Origin of the sequence: Alteromonas sp. PRIM-21 (assembly GCF_027563165.1) — a bacterium.
GTDB classification, from domain to species: domain Bacteria; phylum Pseudomonadota; class Gammaproteobacteria; order Enterobacterales; family Alteromonadaceae; genus Alteromonas; species Alteromonas macleodii_A.
On sequence record NZ_JADOEK010000001.1, the window covers coordinates 758,339 to 776,472 of the forward strand.

At 44.5% G+C, this 18,134-nt stretch carries 11 protein-coding genes and 1 pseudogene; 9 read left to right on the forward strand and 3 right to left on the reverse strand.

Features of this window, described 5'->3' with window-relative positions:
* Positions 1 to 20: 20 nt before the first annotated feature.
* A complete protein-coding gene (locus IW644_RS03265; RefSeq protein ID WP_269916385.1) occupies positions 21 to 2,726 on the reverse strand; it encodes a TonB-dependent receptor in 2,706 nt (901 codons plus the stop codon).
* A 364-nt stretch (positions 2,727 to 3,090) separates the two neighbouring features.
* Here IW644_RS03265 and IW644_RS03270 point away from each other — a divergent pair, with 364 nt between their 5' ends.
* The 6 genes and pseudogenes from IW644_RS03270 to IW644_RS20000 form a co-directional block, all read left to right on the forward strand.
* The gene (locus IW644_RS03270) at positions 3,091 to 4,002 is read left to right on the forward strand and encodes a diguanylate cyclase domain-containing protein (protein ID WP_269916386.1); all 912 of its coding nucleotides are present in this window, start codon (positions 3,091 to 3,093) and stop codon (positions 4,000 to 4,002) included.
* Between the two features lie 48 nt (positions 4,003 to 4,050).
* Complete coding sequence (locus IW644_RS03275) at positions 4,051 to 5,631, forward strand: AraC family transcriptional regulator (RefSeq protein ID WP_269916387.1); 1,581 nt, start codon at positions 4,051 to 4,053, stop codon at positions 5,629 to 5,631.
* Positions 5,632 to 5,907: 276 nt separating this feature from the next.
* Positions 5,908 to 7,254 (forward strand): Na+/H+ antiporter NhaC family protein, encoded by a 1,347-nt coding sequence (locus tag IW644_RS03280; RefSeq protein ID WP_269916388.1) that lies wholly within the window; start codon positions 5,908 to 5,910, stop codon positions 7,252 to 7,254.
* Positions 7,255 to 7,354: 100 nt separating this feature from the next.
* Positions 7,355 to 11,326: an ATP-dependent RNA helicase HrpA gene (gene hrpA, locus IW644_RS03285; RefSeq protein ID WP_269916389.1), complete on the forward strand. Its 3,972-nt coding sequence runs from the start codon at positions 7,355 to 7,357 to the stop codon at positions 11,324 to 11,326.
* A 314-nt stretch (positions 11,327 to 11,640) separates the two neighbouring features.
* The gene (locus IW644_RS03290; protein WP_118495239.1) at positions 11,641 to 11,943 is read left to right on the forward strand and encodes a PilZ domain-containing protein; all 303 of its coding nucleotides are present in this window, start codon (positions 11,641 to 11,643) and stop codon (positions 11,941 to 11,943) included.
* A 201-nt stretch (positions 11,944 to 12,144) separates the two neighbouring features.
* Positions 12,145 to 12,318 (forward strand): annotated as a pseudogene (locus IW644_RS20000) (DUF2061 domain-containing protein); the annotation flags it as partial.
* A 228-nt stretch (positions 12,319 to 12,546) separates the two neighbouring features.
* Here the strand turns inward: IW644_RS20000 and IW644_RS03300 are convergent.
* The gene (locus tag IW644_RS03300) at positions 12,547 to 13,740 is read right to left on the reverse strand and encodes a class I SAM-dependent rRNA methyltransferase (protein ID WP_269916391.1); all 1,194 of its coding nucleotides are present in this window, start codon (positions 13,738 to 13,740) and stop codon (positions 12,547 to 12,549) included.
* 214 nt (positions 13,741 to 13,954) lie between these two features.
* Here IW644_RS03300 and IW644_RS03305 point away from each other — a divergent pair, with 214 nt between their 5' ends.
* On the forward strand, positions 13,955 to 14,932 hold the full coding sequence (locus IW644_RS03305) for an NAD(P)H-quinone oxidoreductase (protein WP_269916578.1): 978 nt from the start codon (positions 13,955 to 13,957) through the stop codon (positions 14,930 to 14,932).
* 138 nt (positions 14,933 to 15,070) lie between these two features.
* On the opposite strand, the gene rnhA is transcribed toward IW644_RS03305, so the two are convergent.
* Positions 15,071 to 15,541 (reverse strand): ribonuclease HI, encoded by a 471-nt coding sequence (gene rnhA / locus IW644_RS03310; RefSeq protein WP_014949181.1) that lies wholly within the window; start codon positions 15,539 to 15,541, stop codon positions 15,071 to 15,073.
* A gap of 111 nt (positions 15,542 to 15,652) precedes the next feature.
* Here rnhA and dnaQ point away from each other — a divergent pair, with 111 nt between their 5' ends.
* Both dnaQ and IW644_RS03320 read left to right on the forward strand, forming a co-directional pair.
* On the forward strand, positions 15,653 to 16,372 hold the full coding sequence (gene dnaQ, locus IW644_RS03315; protein ID WP_269916392.1) for a DNA polymerase III subunit epsilon: 720 nt from the start codon (positions 15,653 to 15,655) through the stop codon (positions 16,370 to 16,372).
* A 54-nt stretch (positions 16,373 to 16,426) separates the two neighbouring features.
* Positions 16,427 to 17,932 (forward strand): TIGR03503 family protein, encoded by a 1,506-nt coding sequence (locus IW644_RS03320; protein WP_269916393.1) that lies wholly within the window; start codon positions 16,427 to 16,429, stop codon positions 17,930 to 17,932.
* The last annotated feature ends 202 nt before the right edge of the window (positions 17,933 to 18,134 follow it).

Here is an 18,134-nt window from a genome sequence, read left to right on the forward strand (position 1 = left end):
CTAGCTATCGATAAACGTACTTAGTTAAGCTGCCAAGTAAAGCCAAGCTCAAAGGTGCGCCCGTACTCTTCATACTGTGCATTTTGGCTGCGCGTATCAAAATAGTTGTAGAAGGGTTCGTCACCTAAGTTGATGCCGTTGAAATAGACCTGCATGCTATTGTTAATGTAGTAGCGTGCCATGAAATCAACCTGAATGTGGTCGTCTTCAAATCTCAACATGTCGCCATCAATTTCTTCGAAATTGTCACTCTTATAGGTGGTAGCTAAACGCACGCTGAAGTCATTGGCTTCGTATCCAATGGTTAAGTTCCCAATGCGGTCTGACTGATTCGGTAATTGAGTTTCAAATTTCTCGCCGTCTAAGAAAGTTGTCGCTTCTGAGTCAGTAAAGGTGGCATTGGCAGAAACAATAAAGCCGTTATTGAAAGCTTTTACCCAAGAAAGTTCTAAGCCGGTCAAATCAGCAGAATCACCATTTATTGGCTGTATAACTTCTTCAAAACCTTCCCAGCCGGTGGTGCCAGCTACGTCAGCATACACAACAAAGTTATCGATATTCTTGTAGAACAGTCCAGCTGACATTACACCAATATCGCCTGGATAATATTCAATCGATAAATCAAGGTTTTGTGCTTCATAGGGCTGAAGCTCAGGGTTGCCAACTTCGGCTGCGCGTTCAGTGACAAATGCGCCATCGTCTTCTTCTGTTTTGCTCTCAATGATTTGGAATGCCGCTACATCTTCAAATTTAGGTCTTGAAAGAGTTTGTGTGTATGCGGCGCGAAGCTGAAGTTTTTCTGAAAATGTATACCTAGCGTTCACGCTGGGTAACCAATGGTCATAGTCACGCTCCGCTTCCCATGGTGTATTAACCACTTCTTCAACTTCGGTTTCTTCGTTTTCTACTAGCTCTACTCGCATACCTGATGTAGAAAAGTCAGTGCGTTCATAGCGAACACCCGCAACTAGGTGGAGTTTATCGATGTCTACGCTACCCATGACATAGGCGGCAAAAATATCCTCTTCATTAATATAAGTGGCGCCGCGAGACTCCACTTCAGAATTTAGACTGTCTAATTCTAGGCTACTGCGGTTGTCGTTAAAGTAACTGCGCATTTCACTGCGATTAAGCCCTGGACCAAAGTCATCGAGTGAATAATCTGGACTTACAGCGCCAAACTGAGAAGCATCTAACTCGTCAAAGTCACCGTCGAAAATTGCTATGCTGCTGTCTCGGTCTTTTTCTCGGCTGCGGTATTTAGAACCCATTTTTAATTCGCCAATATAACCACCAAGATTAAGAGGGCGTGCTACATCGAATTTAATACTGGTTTCGGTGTCTTTGGTATAGTTGTCTTCAAAGCTTATCTCATCTACCTCGTAGGTTGATAAATCCATGGCATCAGCGTTCTGTGAAACAGTAGGGCGCATTGTATTTAGGTCGGCGTCAATACTGTCATTTTCAGTTTTAAAGACGTAATACAGGGCATCAGGTTCATCTTCATCAGATTTCGCATAACCAAGTTGCCAGTTGGCTGTCCAAGTTTTTAATTGATGTTCACCACCTAAGGCCACGGTGAATATACTTTGGCTCTCAAAACGGTCTTTACTTTCTCTTTCTATTTCCGAATCTTCGCCGTCGAACGTAAATATGTTGCCCTGGCGAAATTCATCGTCAGAAAACTCGCTGTAGAGTGTGCGAAGAAAATACTGGTTGTTAAAGTCTGGGCGAAAATCAATATTTAATGCACTACCTAAACGCTCACGGGTGATGGTGTAATGACGCTGTTCAAGTTCATCTTCACCGTTACTTTCCACGTTGTCTGAACCAAAATCTCTATCAAAATACGAGATAGCGCCAGCCACTCCCCATTCTGGTGATAGTTTCTTAGTGAAAGTGCCAGAAAGCTTAGGGCTGGTTTCATCACGCAAGTCGTTTTGACTTGCCTGTAACGTCACGCTTGCGGTATCGCGCGCTTTATCAAAGGCGCTAACGCTTTTAACGGCTACCGAGCCACCAATAGCGTCGCCGTCCATATCCGGGGTTACAGATTTAGAAACTTCCAAGGTTTGAATAAGCTCAGATGGAATTACGTCTAGTGCTACTGAACGTACGCCTGACTCTGGTGAAGGGATATTTAAACCGTTGATGGTCACGTTATTCAGGTTAGGGTCAATACCTCGGATCCCAACGAAACGGCCTTCACCTTGATCTCGCTCGATAGATAAACCGGGTAAGCGTTGCAAAGACTCTGCAGCATTTTGATCTGGAAATTGTCCAATGGCATCAGCTGAAACAATGGAAGAAATGCGGTCCGACGCTCTTTGCTGATTAATTGCACTTGCTTGCCCGCTTCGTTGTCCGCGTACCAGTATTTCGTCAATAGTATCGCCGTTTCCAAGCTCCACGGCCGCTCGGGCAATGCCATTGTCAGTCACCTGGATATTTTGAGTGACGGTTTGTTCACCCAGGTAAGAAACCTCTAGTGTGTAAGTACCCTCGGGAATAGATGGAAAGCGAAACGTACCGTCTCTGCCTGCTTCGGTGCTAAGTCCTAATTCGACAATTTTTATTTGTGCGCCGGCATAGCTGCGTGCCTTTGCGGCGTCTTTTACAGAGCCGATAATTACGCCATCAGCAGCTGAAACAGGAGAAGCAACGGTGAGACCCAATGCTGTTATACAAGCAAGTGTAATGGAGGAGTACGCGGTTTTAATTTTCATTTATTTTCCAAACAATTAAGCAGTCAAAAGATGTGATAAGCAAGTGGGTAAGTACACTAAAAAGTCTGCGTGACAGTTATATGACGATGTGATGGAAGGGGAGTCTCGTTAAACGAAATCGAGACAAATTTTTAGTTCGTTGAGCTAAAATGACCCTGAATTAACCTTCTGAATTAATTGGTTTTATTCTCGCTGTTTATCGTTATCTGCGCACTTTGCCATCAAGATGTCACATTGATGAGCCAAACTGACCCTCGACAGTTTCAGCAGAATTGGGCAAGACTCTCGTTTTATTTTTAACGCTTTCGCACATAGACATGGTGCGTGAGGTAATTCACCACGGGATATTCTCAAAGAGAGCATTATGTTTACCTTTTCAAACGCAACACAATTTAGACACCACAAGCTTTGGCTGGTTTTTACTGCGGGCATAGTGACGCTGGCGGTTTGCTTGGCTTCTATGTTCGGTGATGTCAAAGAAAGCGCTGTAATATCAAACCTAGATATTTTGGGGGAGGGCAGTATCGCTTTTTTAACCTTGGCATGGATGCTTGCAGCCCTTGCCAGCCGTCCTCCTGGAACAGTAACTAGCCTTTTGACGATAGGGCTAGGTTTATTTTTGTTTTCCGTCAGCTTGGACTTTTTAGATGAGTTTTTTCACTACCCCGAAGAAGCTTACTGGATAAGTATGATTGAGTCTTATCCAGCAGCCGTGGGGATGGTGGTGATGACTGCGGCGCTTTATCAATGGCACTTAGAGCAGCGCGCCTTAAATTTGCAATTGCGGCGTAGGGAGTGGGATTTTCGTGATCACGACGCCATCGACCCCATAACGCAACTTTACAGAGCAGAGTATTGGAAAGAACAAATTCACAAGCAACAGCGCTTAGGTAAGTCAGCCGTTCTAGCCATCATTGATATTAATAATTTCTCTTTGTTTAACCAGAAGCATGGCTACACGGAAGGCGATAGATATCTGCATGACATTGCGCAATTAATAATTATGAATTTACGGCAGCAAGATTTAGCTTGTCGTTATGCTGGTGATCGTTTTGCCATTTTGATGCCGGATATTTCGCCCATGCAAGCTGATATTATTCTCAATGATATTAAAGCCAGTATCCAACACCTTGCTTTTAGGCACAGCCAAAATGCGAATGCGATTTACACCACTGCACGTAGCACTCAAGTAACTTTGCTGCCCAACCAGCGACTAGCAACGGTGATTAACAACATGCTCATGGAACTTGAACGACCACATGATAGCGCAGCTTAATAAAGGCGTTTTGTGCAAAGTAAAAAAGACGCCGACGGTAAGTAATTTATGGATTTAACACTACCATTAGAAGCACTGCGTGCAGCTGAGGGCAGAGATGCTCACATTGCAGAGGCTGAGCATAACCACCCCAAAAACTCATGTGCTATGGGTGTCTCTGCAAAAGGTGATGCTGATGAGCTTGGCGTGGGTGTCTCTGCAAAAGGTGATGCTGATGTGCTTGGCGTGGGTGTCTCTGCAAAAGGTGCTGATGTGCTTGGCATGGGTGTCTCTGCAAAAGGTGCTGATGTGCTTGGCGTGGGTGTCTCTGTAAAAGGTGATGCTGATGTGCTTGGCGTGGGTGTCTTTACAAAAGGAAATGCTGATGTGCTTGGCGTGGGTGTCTCTGCAAAAGGTGCTGATGTGCTTGGCGTGGGGGTCTCTGCAAAAGGTGCTGATGTGCTTGGCATGGGTGTCTCTACAAAAGGTGGTGCTAATGACCTTGGCGTGGGTGTCTCTGCAAAAGGTGATGATGATGAGCTTGGCGTGGGTGTCATTGCTAGTGCTAGTGTGGTGATGTCTGTTCAAGACAAAGCGATTCGTGGGTGTTGGTTGGTGCGGGCTGCATTGGATGTGGCGCTATCGAGAGGGGCCAATAAAAATAAGGTGCTGCGAGGCACCGGTATTTTTGATGATGCCTTACAAAGTGATTCGCTACTAAGCATAAAACAATATTTATCGCTGTTAGGGAATGTGCATGCTCAAACAAAAGGTAGCGATGTTAGCTTTATGCTCGGTGGTGCTCTAGCTTCACAGTGGCAGCACAGTCCTTTGCATGTGTTAGCTGCATGCGAAAATGTCGAAGCACTACTTTTTCACCTCACTCACCAGCAAATATTCAGGTGGTGTAGCTTACCGCTATGCCAATTTCAGCGTTTTGACAGCGCAAATAACCTAGTATTGGTACCGCAGTTAACTGGGGGGAGCAGCAAGCTATCTTTATTCACTATTGAAATGGCATTCGCAAGTATCGTTTCACTGTTAAGAAATATTGCTAATAAGCGAATACGTCTGTCCTTTACTTTTAAAGGGAGTCGGCCAAAAAACATCGCTGATTATGAAACCCACCTTGGTCTTAAGTTATCGTTTAACAGTCCCTTTAATAGTATTTGTATTGAAAAAGACGTATTGCTTCAGCCCCTAAAACCGGTAAGTAGAGCGACAGATGTTTGTGAACCACAGGTCCCATCAAGCTATTTAGTAGATAACAGTTTATTACGAAGCAGTGTCACTTCATCAAAAGCAGTGACTGATACTACACTGCAACCATGTCTTTCTTTGCCAGATTATGTCAGGCATTACATCTTTGCATTTAGCGCAGGAAGCGCAAATATAGGTTTACCCGAATTAGCAGAGAAGTTGGGCGTTAGCGTGGCTACCTTGAAGCGAAAATTGAAGGAGTTTGGCGTTAGCTTTCGCACGTTGTCTGAAGAAGTCCAGCGTAATCACGCGGTAATGCTTCTGTCAGTAAATAAAGTTAGCAACGAAGTTGCTGCAAATGCAATGGGCATTAACGACTTAACTAATTTTCGCCGCACCGTAAAACGGCTTACCGGCAAAACCCCCAGCGAACTGCGTGACCCCCATTAAACTGTGTGACTCCCAGTGAACTGCAAGACTAGCCCAAAGCTTAAATACTAAAATAGTAGCTGTAACCATTCAGAAGGGTTAGCTGTTGAGAGGTAAACTTCTTTTCAACGCACTTAAAACCTTTTATCCTTTGCTGCTTTAGCTTCGCACCGTCAAAGACCGTGGAGATATGGTCTTGTTGAAGCTTGTTTTACGCATTCGCACCCTTAAGGTGGCTGTTCAGCGTAGCCTTTAAACTGTTGCTGTTACGCAATAAAACCCAAAAGAGAGTTTTCTGTGCACGAAAATAACGACATTGCACCAAATTCTATTATTCCAAACCCGCTAGGTTTAACGCCTATTTTGCTTTTTGTGATCCTTGTTGTGGTAACAGGCATCACCACAAATGACATTACCGCAATGCCTATTTTGGTGGCGTTTTTCATTAGTGCCGGGTATGGCTTATGTTTGAACCCCAAAGGCAGGAAAGTTAGCTTTTCCGAAAAGGTGCAAACTTTTTGTAAAGGCGGTGGCGACAAGAATATTATTCTCTTAGTGCTGATATTCCTACTGGCTGGTGCGTTTTACGCGGTGACCATCGATATTGGTGCACGAGATGCCACAGTTAACATGGCGCTGCAATTTGTGCCTTCTGCACTGATATTGCCAGGCCTGTTTTTGATTTGCTGTTTCATATCATTTTCCATGGGCACGTCAATGGGCACTATTACCGCACTTTCGCCAATAGGAGCCGGTCTTGCCACAAGCTTAGGGCTGCCGGTGGAAATGGCGCTGGGTATTGTCGTGGGGGGTGCTATGTTTGGTGACAACCTTTCGTTTGTTTCAGATACCACCATTGCCGCAACACGAACGCAGGGCGTACAGTTAAAGGACAAATTCAAAGCAAACTTAATGGTTGCTGTGCCAGCCTGCATCGTCACTATGGCGTTACTGCTTATGGTTGATGTTGATACTTCAGGAATTGTAGAAGGCGGCAGCTATGATTTTTGGCGCATAGTGCCGTACTTATGCATTATTGCATTTGCGCTAACAGGGTTTAACGTTATCAGCGTACTTGCAGTGGGTATTGCCAGCGCCTGCGTGGTGGGTTTGGTTCAAGGTAGCTTTACGCCACTTTCAATGATGCAGAGCATCCAAAAAGGGATGGGCTGGATGCAAGATTTAGCCATGATTGCCATAACCATAGGTGGCATTGTGGCGCTTATGCACGCAAATGGCGGTATCACGTGGTTAATTGAGCGTTTAACTCGCAAAGTTACGTCTAAGAAAGGCGCGGAATTTAGTATTGCTGGTTTAGTCAGCTTTTTAGATATTACAACGGCCAACAATACTATTGCCATTGTTACCGCAGGCCCTATCGCGAAAGATTTGAACGAAAAATATGGCGTAGACCCACGCCGGACCGCGTCGTTACTGGATATCTTTTCGTGTAGCTTTCAGGGCTTGGTCCCCTATGGAGCACAGCTCTTAAGCGCAGCAGCCGTAGTGGGCATTTCACCATTGGCTATTACACCCTATTGCTGGTACCCCATGCTTATATTCGTATTTGGAGTAGCAGCCATTTGGTTTGGTTTTCCTCGTTTTACAACCGCGCAGGACGATGAACTAACCCAAAGCACTTAAATTCTCGTAACGCTTAACACACTGGCTTTTTAGGGCGGTATCTTCTAGGATCACCGCCCGAATTTTATTGATGATTAGAAACTCGCTTTAGGATGTCACTTTGTCTTCACCACTTGCTATAAAACCTCTTTACAACAAACTTGATGATTGTTTAAGCGCAGATAAATTTCGTTTGAAGCGCAGGATCACGCAGCTTGCGCAAAAAGCTAATGACGCATCTGGCGGTAAAGAAAATGGAAAAAAAGAAGAGACAAATAATTCAGTAAGCGAAGAAAGCCTAAAAAAGCAGTTTGAGAAACTAGAAAGCGACATCAATACATCAATAGAAAAGCGCAATTGGCGACAAAACAACCTTCCTAAGGTTGAGTATCCGCCGCTGCCGGTTAGCGATAAAAAAGAAGATATCAAAGAAGCGATTGCTAATAACCAAGTGGTTATCGTAGCCGGTGAGACTGGCTCGGGTAAAACCACACAGCTACCTAAAATATGTTTAGAACTAGGTAGGGGTGTGAATGGCATGATTGCTCATACCCAGCCAAGACGTTTAGCAGCAAGAAGCGTGGCTACGCGTATCGCTGAAGAGCTAAACACGCCACTTGGCGAAAAGGTAGGTTTTAAGATTCGCTTTAGCGATCAGGTAAGCGAGCGAAGCTACGTTAAACTTATGACCGACGGTATGTTGCTAGCTGAAATGCAGCAAGACCGATTCTTAAATCAATACGATACTATCATCATCGATGAAGCTCACGAGCGAAGCCTGAATATTGATTTCTTGTTAGGTTATCTGCGCCAACTGTTAGATAAGCGCCCTGATCTTAAGCTTATTATTACGTCAGCTACCATCGACCCAGAACGCTTTTCTAAACACTTTAATAATGCGCCAATTATTGAAGTGAGCGGTCGTACCTATCCGGTAGAGATTCGTTATCACGCCCCAGAAGACAATGATGATGACATCGATCAAAGTGATGCCATCGTAAATGCTGTAGACGAGCTAATGCGTGAAGCACCGGGCGATATTCTGGTATTTCTAAGCGGTGAACGCGAGATACGCGATACCCAAGATGCCCTAAGCAAACAGCATTATCGCAATACTGAAATTGTACCGCTTTATGCTAGGCTATCGGCGGCAGAGCAAAACCGCATTTTTCAGTCTCACAGCGGTAGACGCATTGTGCTAGCCACAAACGTTGCCGAGACCTCGTTAACCGTACCCGGTATCAAATACGTAATAGACCCGGGGTTTGCCCGTATTTCACGCTATAGCGCTAGAAGTAAAGTGCAGCGTTTACCTATTGAGCCCATCTCTCAAGCATCAGCGAATCAGCGTGCAGGGCGATGCGGCCGTGTGTCTGATGGTATCTGTATTCGCCTTTATAGTGAGGAAGACTATTTAGGGCGCCCAGAATTTACTGACCCTGAGATCCTTCGCACCAACTTAGCGTCGGTTATTTTACAAATGCTTGCGTTAGGGTTAGGCGACATCGCTGCTTTTCCGTTTGTTCAGCCACCGGATAACCGCAACATCAACGACGGTTTTCGCTTACTTGAAGAAATCCAAGCTATTGCGAAAGGCAAAGCTAATAGAAAAACGAAGCAAAGTGGCAAGATGCAGCTTACCCCGCTGGGTCGTCAGGTGGCGCGTTTGCCCATTGACCCTCGCTATGCACGCATGGTAATTGAAGCCGAGCGCACTAATGCGCTAAGTGAAGTCATGGTTATTGCAGCGGGGCTCTCAATTCAAGATCCCCGAGAGCGACCTCAGGAAAAACGCCAGCAAGCAGACGAGAAGCACAGCGAATATCACGACAAAGATTCAGATTTCATAAGCCTTTACAACTTGTGGGTGGCGTTTAGAGAGCAACAAAACGCATTAAGCCAAAACCAGCTACGCAAATGGTGTAAGCAGAATTTCATCAACTATTTGCGTATGCGCGAGTGGCAAGACATTGTAAGCCAGCTCAAAAAGTCTATTGCTGAACTGGGCTTCGGTATTTCAAAGCAAGAAGCCGACTATCAGGCCATTCATCAAGCTATTGCCAGCGGTTTGTTATCACATATGGGCTTTAAAGATAAAGACCGTGAGTATATGGGGTCACGCAATTCACGCTTTTTAATTTTCCCAGGCTCAGGGTTATCAAAGTCTCAGCCAAAATGGGTAATGGCAGCCGAGCTGGTAGAAACGTCTAAACTTTTTGCCCGTATGGTGGCAAAAATAGACCCAGCGTGGGTAGAGCCTTTAGCTGAACACGTTGTGCAAAGAAGCTATTCTGAGCCTCATTGGTCTAAAAAGCGCGGCGCGGTTATTGCGTTTGAAAAGGTCACTCTGTTCGGACTGCCTATTGTGATGAAGCGCGCAAAGGTTTACAGCCTAATCGACCCGCCAATTTGCCATGAATTGTTTATTCGCGAAGCGTTAGTAGAAGGTAACACCAAGCTCAACTACAGCTTTTTACAAGAAAATCAGGCACTGCTGGAACAAGCGGACGAATTTGAGCAAAAGACTCGACGTCGCGATTTGATTGTAGATGATGAAGAGCTTGTAAGCTTTTACGCTAAACGTATTCCGGTTGAAGCCAATAATGACGCAGCGTTTAAGAAATGGTTTAGACAGCACGGAAGCAACGACAGTTTAACCTTTAAAGAAGAAGACGTGTATCGTCAGCAGCCTGGGCAGTCGGTAGCGAACGCGTTCCCTGATGTATGGCGCCAGGGCAATATTACGCTGCCGCTACGCTATAACTTCGAGCCCAACGCTGAAGATGACGGTGTAACGGTAGTGATCCCGTTACCAGTGCTTAACCAAGTGGACAATGTAGGTTTTGATTGGTTAGTACCTGGGCTAAGGCACGACCTTATTGTAAGCTTAATTAAAACCTTACCTAAACGCTTGCGACGTAATTTTGTGCCTGCGCCTAACTTTGCCGATGCCTGCCTCGCTGATATCAGTGAAACAGACAAAAACAATCGCCCTGTGCCTTTGCTGGAAGCGGTTAGTGATAAGCTTCGTAAAATGACTGGCGTTGTTATTGAAAGCGAAGAATGGAATCTAGCTCAGCTTGATAAGCATTTAAAAATGCACTTTGCAGTAGTGAACGACAACGGTGATGATATTGCCAAAGGTGATGATCTACATGCGCTTAAGCAACAGTGCGCAGGACAGGTTAAGCAAACCTTTGAAAAAGCCGCGACACCAGAATTAGAGCGCAACAATATTGAACAGTGGGATTTTGAAAGTCTACCGGAAACCTTTGTGCAAAAGGTAGGCGGGTTTGAAGTACAGGCGTTCCCAGCATTAGTGCAAAAAGGCGATAAGGTGGATATCGCGTTAATAGAAGAAGCCGATAAAGCGCAGGCGCTACATAAGCAGGGTGTTAATGTATTGATTAAAAACGCCATGCCGTCGCCGCTTAACTATTTGCAAAGTAAATTACCCAATAAAGCTAAACTGGGCCTGTATTTCAATCCATTCGGGCAAGTTAAAGCGCTGATAGATGATTGCATTTTTGCCGGTATTGACGCCATCGTCAGTGATTACAGTAAATCGAACGACACTGACATTCGGAATAAAGCTGATTTTGAGGCCTGTTTAGAGATTGCTCGAGCCAATATCAATGACAGAGTGTTAGAAATCGCCAAGCAGGTAGAGCAGGGGCTTACCCTTGCTCATCAATGCCAAAAGCAGATGAAAGGCAACGTACCGCTAACTATGATTAACGCGTTAGGTGACTGTAAAGCACATCTTGCGTCATTGGTGTTCCCTGGCTTTGTCTCTCAAATTGGCGAAAGTAGGCTGGACGATTGGAACCGCTATATTAAAGGCTTAGCCCGTCGTCTTGAGAAACTACCTATTGACCCCAACAAAGACAGAATGCATCAGGTAACGGTAGAAAAGTCGATTAAAGAATGGGAAAAAGCGTGCAGTAAGTACCCCAAAGGTAAAGTGCCTCAAGCCCTTGATGATGTGCGCTGGATGATAGAAGAGTTGCGAGTTTCTCTGTTTGCACAGCAGCTTGGTACCGCATACCCCATATCAGCGAAGCGTATAACCCTTTATTTAGCTGACTTCTAACGAAGTTATCGATATAGACAATGTGTAACGCCTAGTTTACCCAACGCGAAGCGCTTCTACATAGGCTGGTTAATTATATTAAAGCCCCACGGTGCAGCGTATTGTGGGGCTTAATTATTTGTATCTAATAAGCATAAATATATGCTGTTTTATCGACAGTAAAAGATAAACGTCGACTCATTGAGGTAAGACCAATACTACTTTTGTAACATTGTTGAATAAAATTTAGACAGTTCGATTGACAAGTTATCGCCATCAACCTATAACAACATTTGTAGTCGTCAGCGTAATGCTAAAAATCAGGAGAAGTAGACATGTTGGGATACGACGATAAGCGAAATTTTTTCAGGATGATGGTAAATTCGCCGTGTCAGTTGCAAATTACTGACGATGAGTCGAGCCGCACCATGCAGGCAATGTGCAAAGATATAAGCGCCACAGGAATGTCGTTAGAAGTTGACGAACCCTCAATTGAAGTGGGAACACAGGTGAGTGTTGCTATAGAATCGTCTAGCTCGCAAATCCCTTCTTTGGCAGCGTTAGCTACTGTCGTACGCTGTGAACCAGAATCTGATTCAAGCTGTATTATAGGCGTTGAAATTTCTCAGATGAAATAGATTTATCTCAGGTAAAAAGGCGAAATTAACCTTCGCCTTTCTATCCTCAGTACAAGCATCATCAGTATTCGCGCTGTTGCTTATCATTCAATAAAGCGAATAAGCGGTTCAGTTTTTTCGATTTTAATCTTTTCTCTTAATTGATAATAATTCTCATTAATGCGAAAGCAAACAGATTTAACTTTTGAGAGAGCGATTATTATGAAAAAGACAATTACCTTTGCCGTTATGCACTTTTCAGTAGCCTTTACTGTAGCCTACCTACTTACGGGTAGCTTGGTAGTAGGCGGTGCGGTAGCATTAGTTGAGCCAGCAATTAATACTGTGGCCTTCTATTTCCACGAAATGGTGTGGAAAAAGTTAGAGAACAAAGAGGCGGTTACTGAAGGGCAAACAAGTGAGTCTTCACAGCAACTATCGAATAGCTTTTCAGATAGTGGTGGCTTTTCAAGTAATAGTGGCTTTTCGAATAGTGATGTAACCTTCGCTTCTTAAGATATAGGGTTAATTGCTTGCTTTAAAGCGATTTGCATAACCTATCGTTAATTCAATAAGTGAAATCAGCGCCCCAGTCTTTATAAGAACGAGGGCGCTTTTTAATTTTTAATCGTCTGTGACTTCGCAGACTAAACCTTTCAGGTAATAGCCTTCAGGGTAGCTACCAATAATAGGGTGGTCAGACGCTTGATTTAGCCTTGCAATGATTTTTATAGTGCGGCCCGCATCAAGGGCAGCGTCGGCAACGACCTTTTGAAATAAATCGGCAGGCATAAGACCTGAACAGCTGAAAGTCAGCAGTAATCCGCCAGATTTAACTGTGTGAATGCCATACATATTAATGTCTTTATAGCCACGAGCAGCGCGGTTCAGTGTAGCTTTGCTGTCAACAAATTTTGGTGGGTCGAGTATGACCATATCGAACTGTTTGCCCTGCTCGTGATACTCTCTGAGCGCTTTGAATACATCTTTGTTGACGAAATGCGCTTTGTCCTCACTTAATCCATTAATGGCCACATGATGTTTAGCCAAATCTAACGCTGGTTGAGACACATCAACGTTAGTCACTGACTTGGCACCGCCTGAAAGGGCATAGCAAGAGAATGTGCCTGTGTAGCTGAAACAGTTTAGTACGTCAGCATCTTTCGCGTAGTGTGCCGCGGCGGCACGGCTATCACGTTGGTCGAGATAAAAACCAGTTTTATGGCCATGTTCTATATCAACAACAATATTAATGCCGTTTTCTTTTACTGTAACCTGCATGGGTGGCTCGCCGTGAAGCACGCCTGTTACAGGCTCTAGCCCCTCTTTTTTGCGTACATCAACGTCACTGCGCTCATAGACGTGAACATCAGGCATTAGATTGGTGATTGCCCATACTATCTTATCTCGGTGCTTTTCACCGCCAGCGCTAAGAAGCTGCACCACGGCAACGTTGTCGTAGAGATCAATGGTAATACCGGGAAGACCATCGCTTTCAGACGCTATCCAACGAAACGCATTTGTTTTGGCTGGGTCGAACAAGCGCTTACGCAGCGTTAGCGCAGTTTCTAAACGGCGTAAGAAAAAGCCGTTATCAATGCTTTCATCTTTTTTAAACGTCCACATGCGAACGCGAATTTTAGAATTTGGAGAATAAGCGCCTCGCCCTAACCAATCGCCTTCAGAGTCGAACACGTCTACGGTATCGCCAACCCGTGCACGGCCTTTTAACTCTGCCACGGCGCTCTCGAAAACCCAAGGGTGTTTACGGCGAAGTGATTTATCTCTGGACGGTTGTAATATGACCTGTGCTGACATGTAGGCTCTCGTGGTAAATTAAATAATATATATTTGATGTAAGCCATATTAGATGCTTACGGTAATGGCCGCGATTATACGCATTTTCAGAGGTTCTGTGTTGAATATTATCTATGCCCACTGGTATAAACTTAGAAGAAACCCAAACTGATTGATAGAGATGTCCGTAGACAAATTACGTTTAAAATTTTAAGACTAGGATTGGATGCAAAGTATGCGCTATGTGGATTTTGAAAAGGGATGCAGCCCAAGCGAACTGACTGTTAAGGAATGTGACGGGTTATCGCTAACATCGGGAAAAGTAAAAGTAGAGGTAAAAGCATTCGGTGTAAATCGAGCAGATACCTTACAGCGTCAAGGTAACTATCCACCTCCGCCAGGGGAAAGTGAAATCCTCGGGTTAGAGGTAGCAGGCGTTGTAACAGAAGTTGCCAGTGATGTTAGTACCTTTAAAGAAGGTGATGAAGTATTTGGTTTGGTCGCAGGTGGTGGCTATGCCACTGAAGTCATTGTTAATCCTGCTCACCTAATGATTATCCCTAAGGGCATGCCATTTTTTGAAGCTGCAGGTCTTGCCGAAGTTTTTCTTACCGCATTTCAGTGTTTACGCACCATTGCTCACCTTAAGCCAGCTGAACGAGCCTTGATACATGGGGGCGCAAGTGGTGTGGGGTTAGCCGCCACTCAGCTATGTCGATATTGGGGTGTTCATAGTGCAGTAACAGCGTCAAGCCAAGACAAGCTTAACCTTTGTGAAAACAATGGCGCAGAGCATCTAATTAACTACAAACAGCAGCAGTTTGATGACGTTCTAAAAAAAGTATGGCCTGAAGGCGTTGATATGGTACTTGATATGGTCGGTGGCGATTACCTTAACCGAAATCTTAAAGTGTTGAAGCAAGACGGCAAAGTGGTTTACCTGGCCATGCTAGCAGGGCGGTATGCTGATAACCTTGATATGGCTTTGCTTTTAGGAAAGAGAGCCTCGATTATTGGGACAACACTGAGAAATCGAAGCGACGACTATAAAGCAGACTTGATACGTGATTTCTCTAACGTATGTTTGCCCGCTTTTGAAAACAAAGAGCTAAATGTAAATATCGATACTCACTATAGTATTGAAGATATCGATAAGCCTCATGCGCGATTGGAAAACAACGACACGCAGGGCAAGTTGGTCATTTCTTGGTAAAAAGCTCTTCGTGGAAGCTCTTGGTAAGTGCGCGTGGTAAAAGCTCGTGTTTAAAACTTGTGGTAAACGTCCTTATTAAAAGCTATTTGTGAGAGCTTTTAATAAAGGCTCTCACTAAAGACGCTTTGCTAAGGTATTTTACTTTCCAACAAAGCCTTCATCTGGCTTTGTTGGGTTTGCTTCTGCAGCACCGCGTGCAAGGTCATCACAACGCTCGTTTTCTGGGTGCCCTGAATGACCTTTCACCCAATGCCAGTTAATCTTGTGCTTTTTCACCGCTTCGTCTAAACGTTGCCACAAGTCTGCGTTTTTAACCGGTTTTTTATCAGCAGTGCGCCAACCGTTTTTACGCCAGTTATGGATCCATTGATTAATACCATTTTTTACATACTGACTGTCGGTAGTTAACTCAACATTGCACGGCTCGTTTAAGCTATTGAGTGCTTCAATCGGGGCAAGCAGTTCCATACGATTATTCGTGGTGTGGGCAAAGCCATCGCTCAACTCTTTTCTATGCTGCTTGTAAATTAGTACAGCACCGTACCCGCCCGGGCCAGGGTTACCTAGACACGAGCCATCGGTATAAATGTGAATGGTCTTTTGAGCCACAGCGTTTCCTTTAGTTTAACTCGCTTAATTTATCTTGTGTTTTCCCTTAGCGGATTGCAAAGGGGTTGATATACTATCAAAAAATGAAAGTGTAATTATAGTAGAGGTTCCATGCGCCAAATTGTTCTCGATACTGAAACCACAGGTATTGACCCCAAAGAAGGCCACCGCATTATCGAAATAGGGTGTGTTGAAGTTGTTAACCGCCGTTTGACGGGGAATCACTTTCACGTTTACATCAACCCGGGCCGCCATATTGAACAAGAAGCAATTGAAGTTCACGGCATAACCAATGAATTTCTTGCCGACAAGCCTACGTTTTCTCAAGTTGCCCAAGAGTTTGTAAGCTTTATCAAAGGGGCGCAACTTGTTATTCATAACGCACCATTTGACGTGGGCTTCATGGATCACGAGTTTGGAATGGAAGCCTCAACAAAAGGCGTCATCACCAACCAGATATGTGATGTACTCGATACGCTGACCCTTGCTCGCCAAATGCACCCGGGGCAGAAAAACAACCTCGATGCATTGTGTAAACGCTACGGTATAGACAACAGCCACCGTACGCTTCACGGGGCTTTGCTGGATGCTGAAATTCTTGCCGATGTCTATTTATTAATGACCGGTGGGCAGACCAAGCTTAAATTGGCATCGAGCTCGGGAAATGATGCTGACTCTACCGCTATTCGCAGGGTTAAGCGTGGCGCAAATAAATTAAAGGTTATTAAAGCTACCGCCGATGAAATAACACAACATGAAGCTCGCTTGGACATTGTAGAAAAAGCGGGTGGCAAGTGCTTATGGCGTCCTCAGCCAGAAGAGGTGTCTTAGCCAAACACATTTAGATAGAAATAAAATAGCCAAACAGTGCAGGAGCAGCGTAGCGTGAAAGTGTGGTTTTATTGGGGAATTATTTTATCGCTTTTTATACACTTAAGCGCTGGCGCTCAGTCGCAAGAAGACGAGCGCGATGCCGCTAGGCAGCTCGCAGATAGTGCAATTCAAAACCCTCAGTCAAATAATCAAGATGTTGATGCCTCGCCGCTTACTGAGTTAGGCGACAGCTATACAAACTCAATAAAGCTTCTACAAAATCGCTTTCGAGTAGATTACAACGTCGAAGAAATCACTATGGTTTTTTTCAGAGAGTATGGCTCTGCACCGGTTGTCCTTGTGAGACCAGATGGATCTAAGCTGTTTCAGGGGCGAGTGGACGAAGACAAAGTAGAGTGGTTTGATGCCGATACCTTCGACATGATAACCATTAAAAATCCTGTCCCAGGGCCTTGGCAAGCTGTGGGCCAAGTACTGCCAGAAAGCCGTGTGATGGTTATATCAAATATAGAGTTACACGCCGACCCTTTACCTGACGTTCTATTTGCCGGTGAAATTCTAAAATCTACGGCCTACCTCACAAATAATGGCAAGCCAATTGACAACAAACAGTTTAGAGATGTAGTCGAGCTTGATATTGAATTTAAGAGCACAAACAACCCTAACTTCGGAAACTTTGGCACTGGCGATCAAAATATTGCTACGTTTCAAGACGATGGCCGCGGAATGGACGAGCGCCCAGGTGATGGTGTCTTTACCGGTCAATTTAATTTAAAGATAGCGGCGGGGGAGTGGAAGCCGGTTTTTCGCGTTATCACCCCTATGTATACCCGCGAGCAAGAAAGCCAACCTATTGTCTTACATAACAACCCCGTTTCTATTGACGTAGAAATGAATGGCGGCGGTGACGGCTACCATAAGATCATAATTGATGTTGATAGGGAGCTAGTGGATATCGAATCCTTGCTTGTGGACGGAAAGGTAAAGTTCCCTAATGCAGACATGCAGAACTTTTCTTTGACCGAAGGGGGCAGTGAGCCTCGCGAACATTTAATTGTTGCCTATGAAGAAGGTATTTTTAGAGTAAAGATTACGGCATATGGAACAACAATGAATGGCAGGGATTTTATTTTGGATGTGCCTGAATTTAGTTTTGTTGCTGAGGGGCCACAAGAGCCTGAAGTTGAAGACCCATTAATAGATGGAAAAGACCCGATTGTCGATGGAAGTGCACCACTAGTTGCGTCACCTGAGCTAAATCCTGCCGCTATGACGCAAAATGAAGAATCTTCGCTAGATGGACAAGAAGAAATGGATAATGGAACTTTAACCATTATCTTGATAGCAGTTAATGGGTCAATTGTACTTATTGGCGTTATTGCTGCGGCGGTTATCATTTTTATGCGTAAAAAGCGTACGTCTCCTAAACCATCGTCTTCACCAGCAAAGCAATCTCCAGCTACGACTGATGCCGATCTTTCTATGGAAGAAAAGCCGAAAGGTTTGAAAAAGTTATTCGGGATGTTTAAAAAAGGGAGCAAATCGGAAAAATCCTAATGCGTGTTTTATCACAGCTGTGATTATGCGATGTTAAATTGTTCACTTTGAATTTTATTTCGACATAATGTCTATTTAACAGGCAAACAAACCGCAGATGACAATTTTATTAATAAAAAGCGTTGACTCCACATGGGGGAATACGTATTATCTGCGCCGCAGTCAGGGGACAGGGCAACAACAGCCAAGTCAACTCACTGAT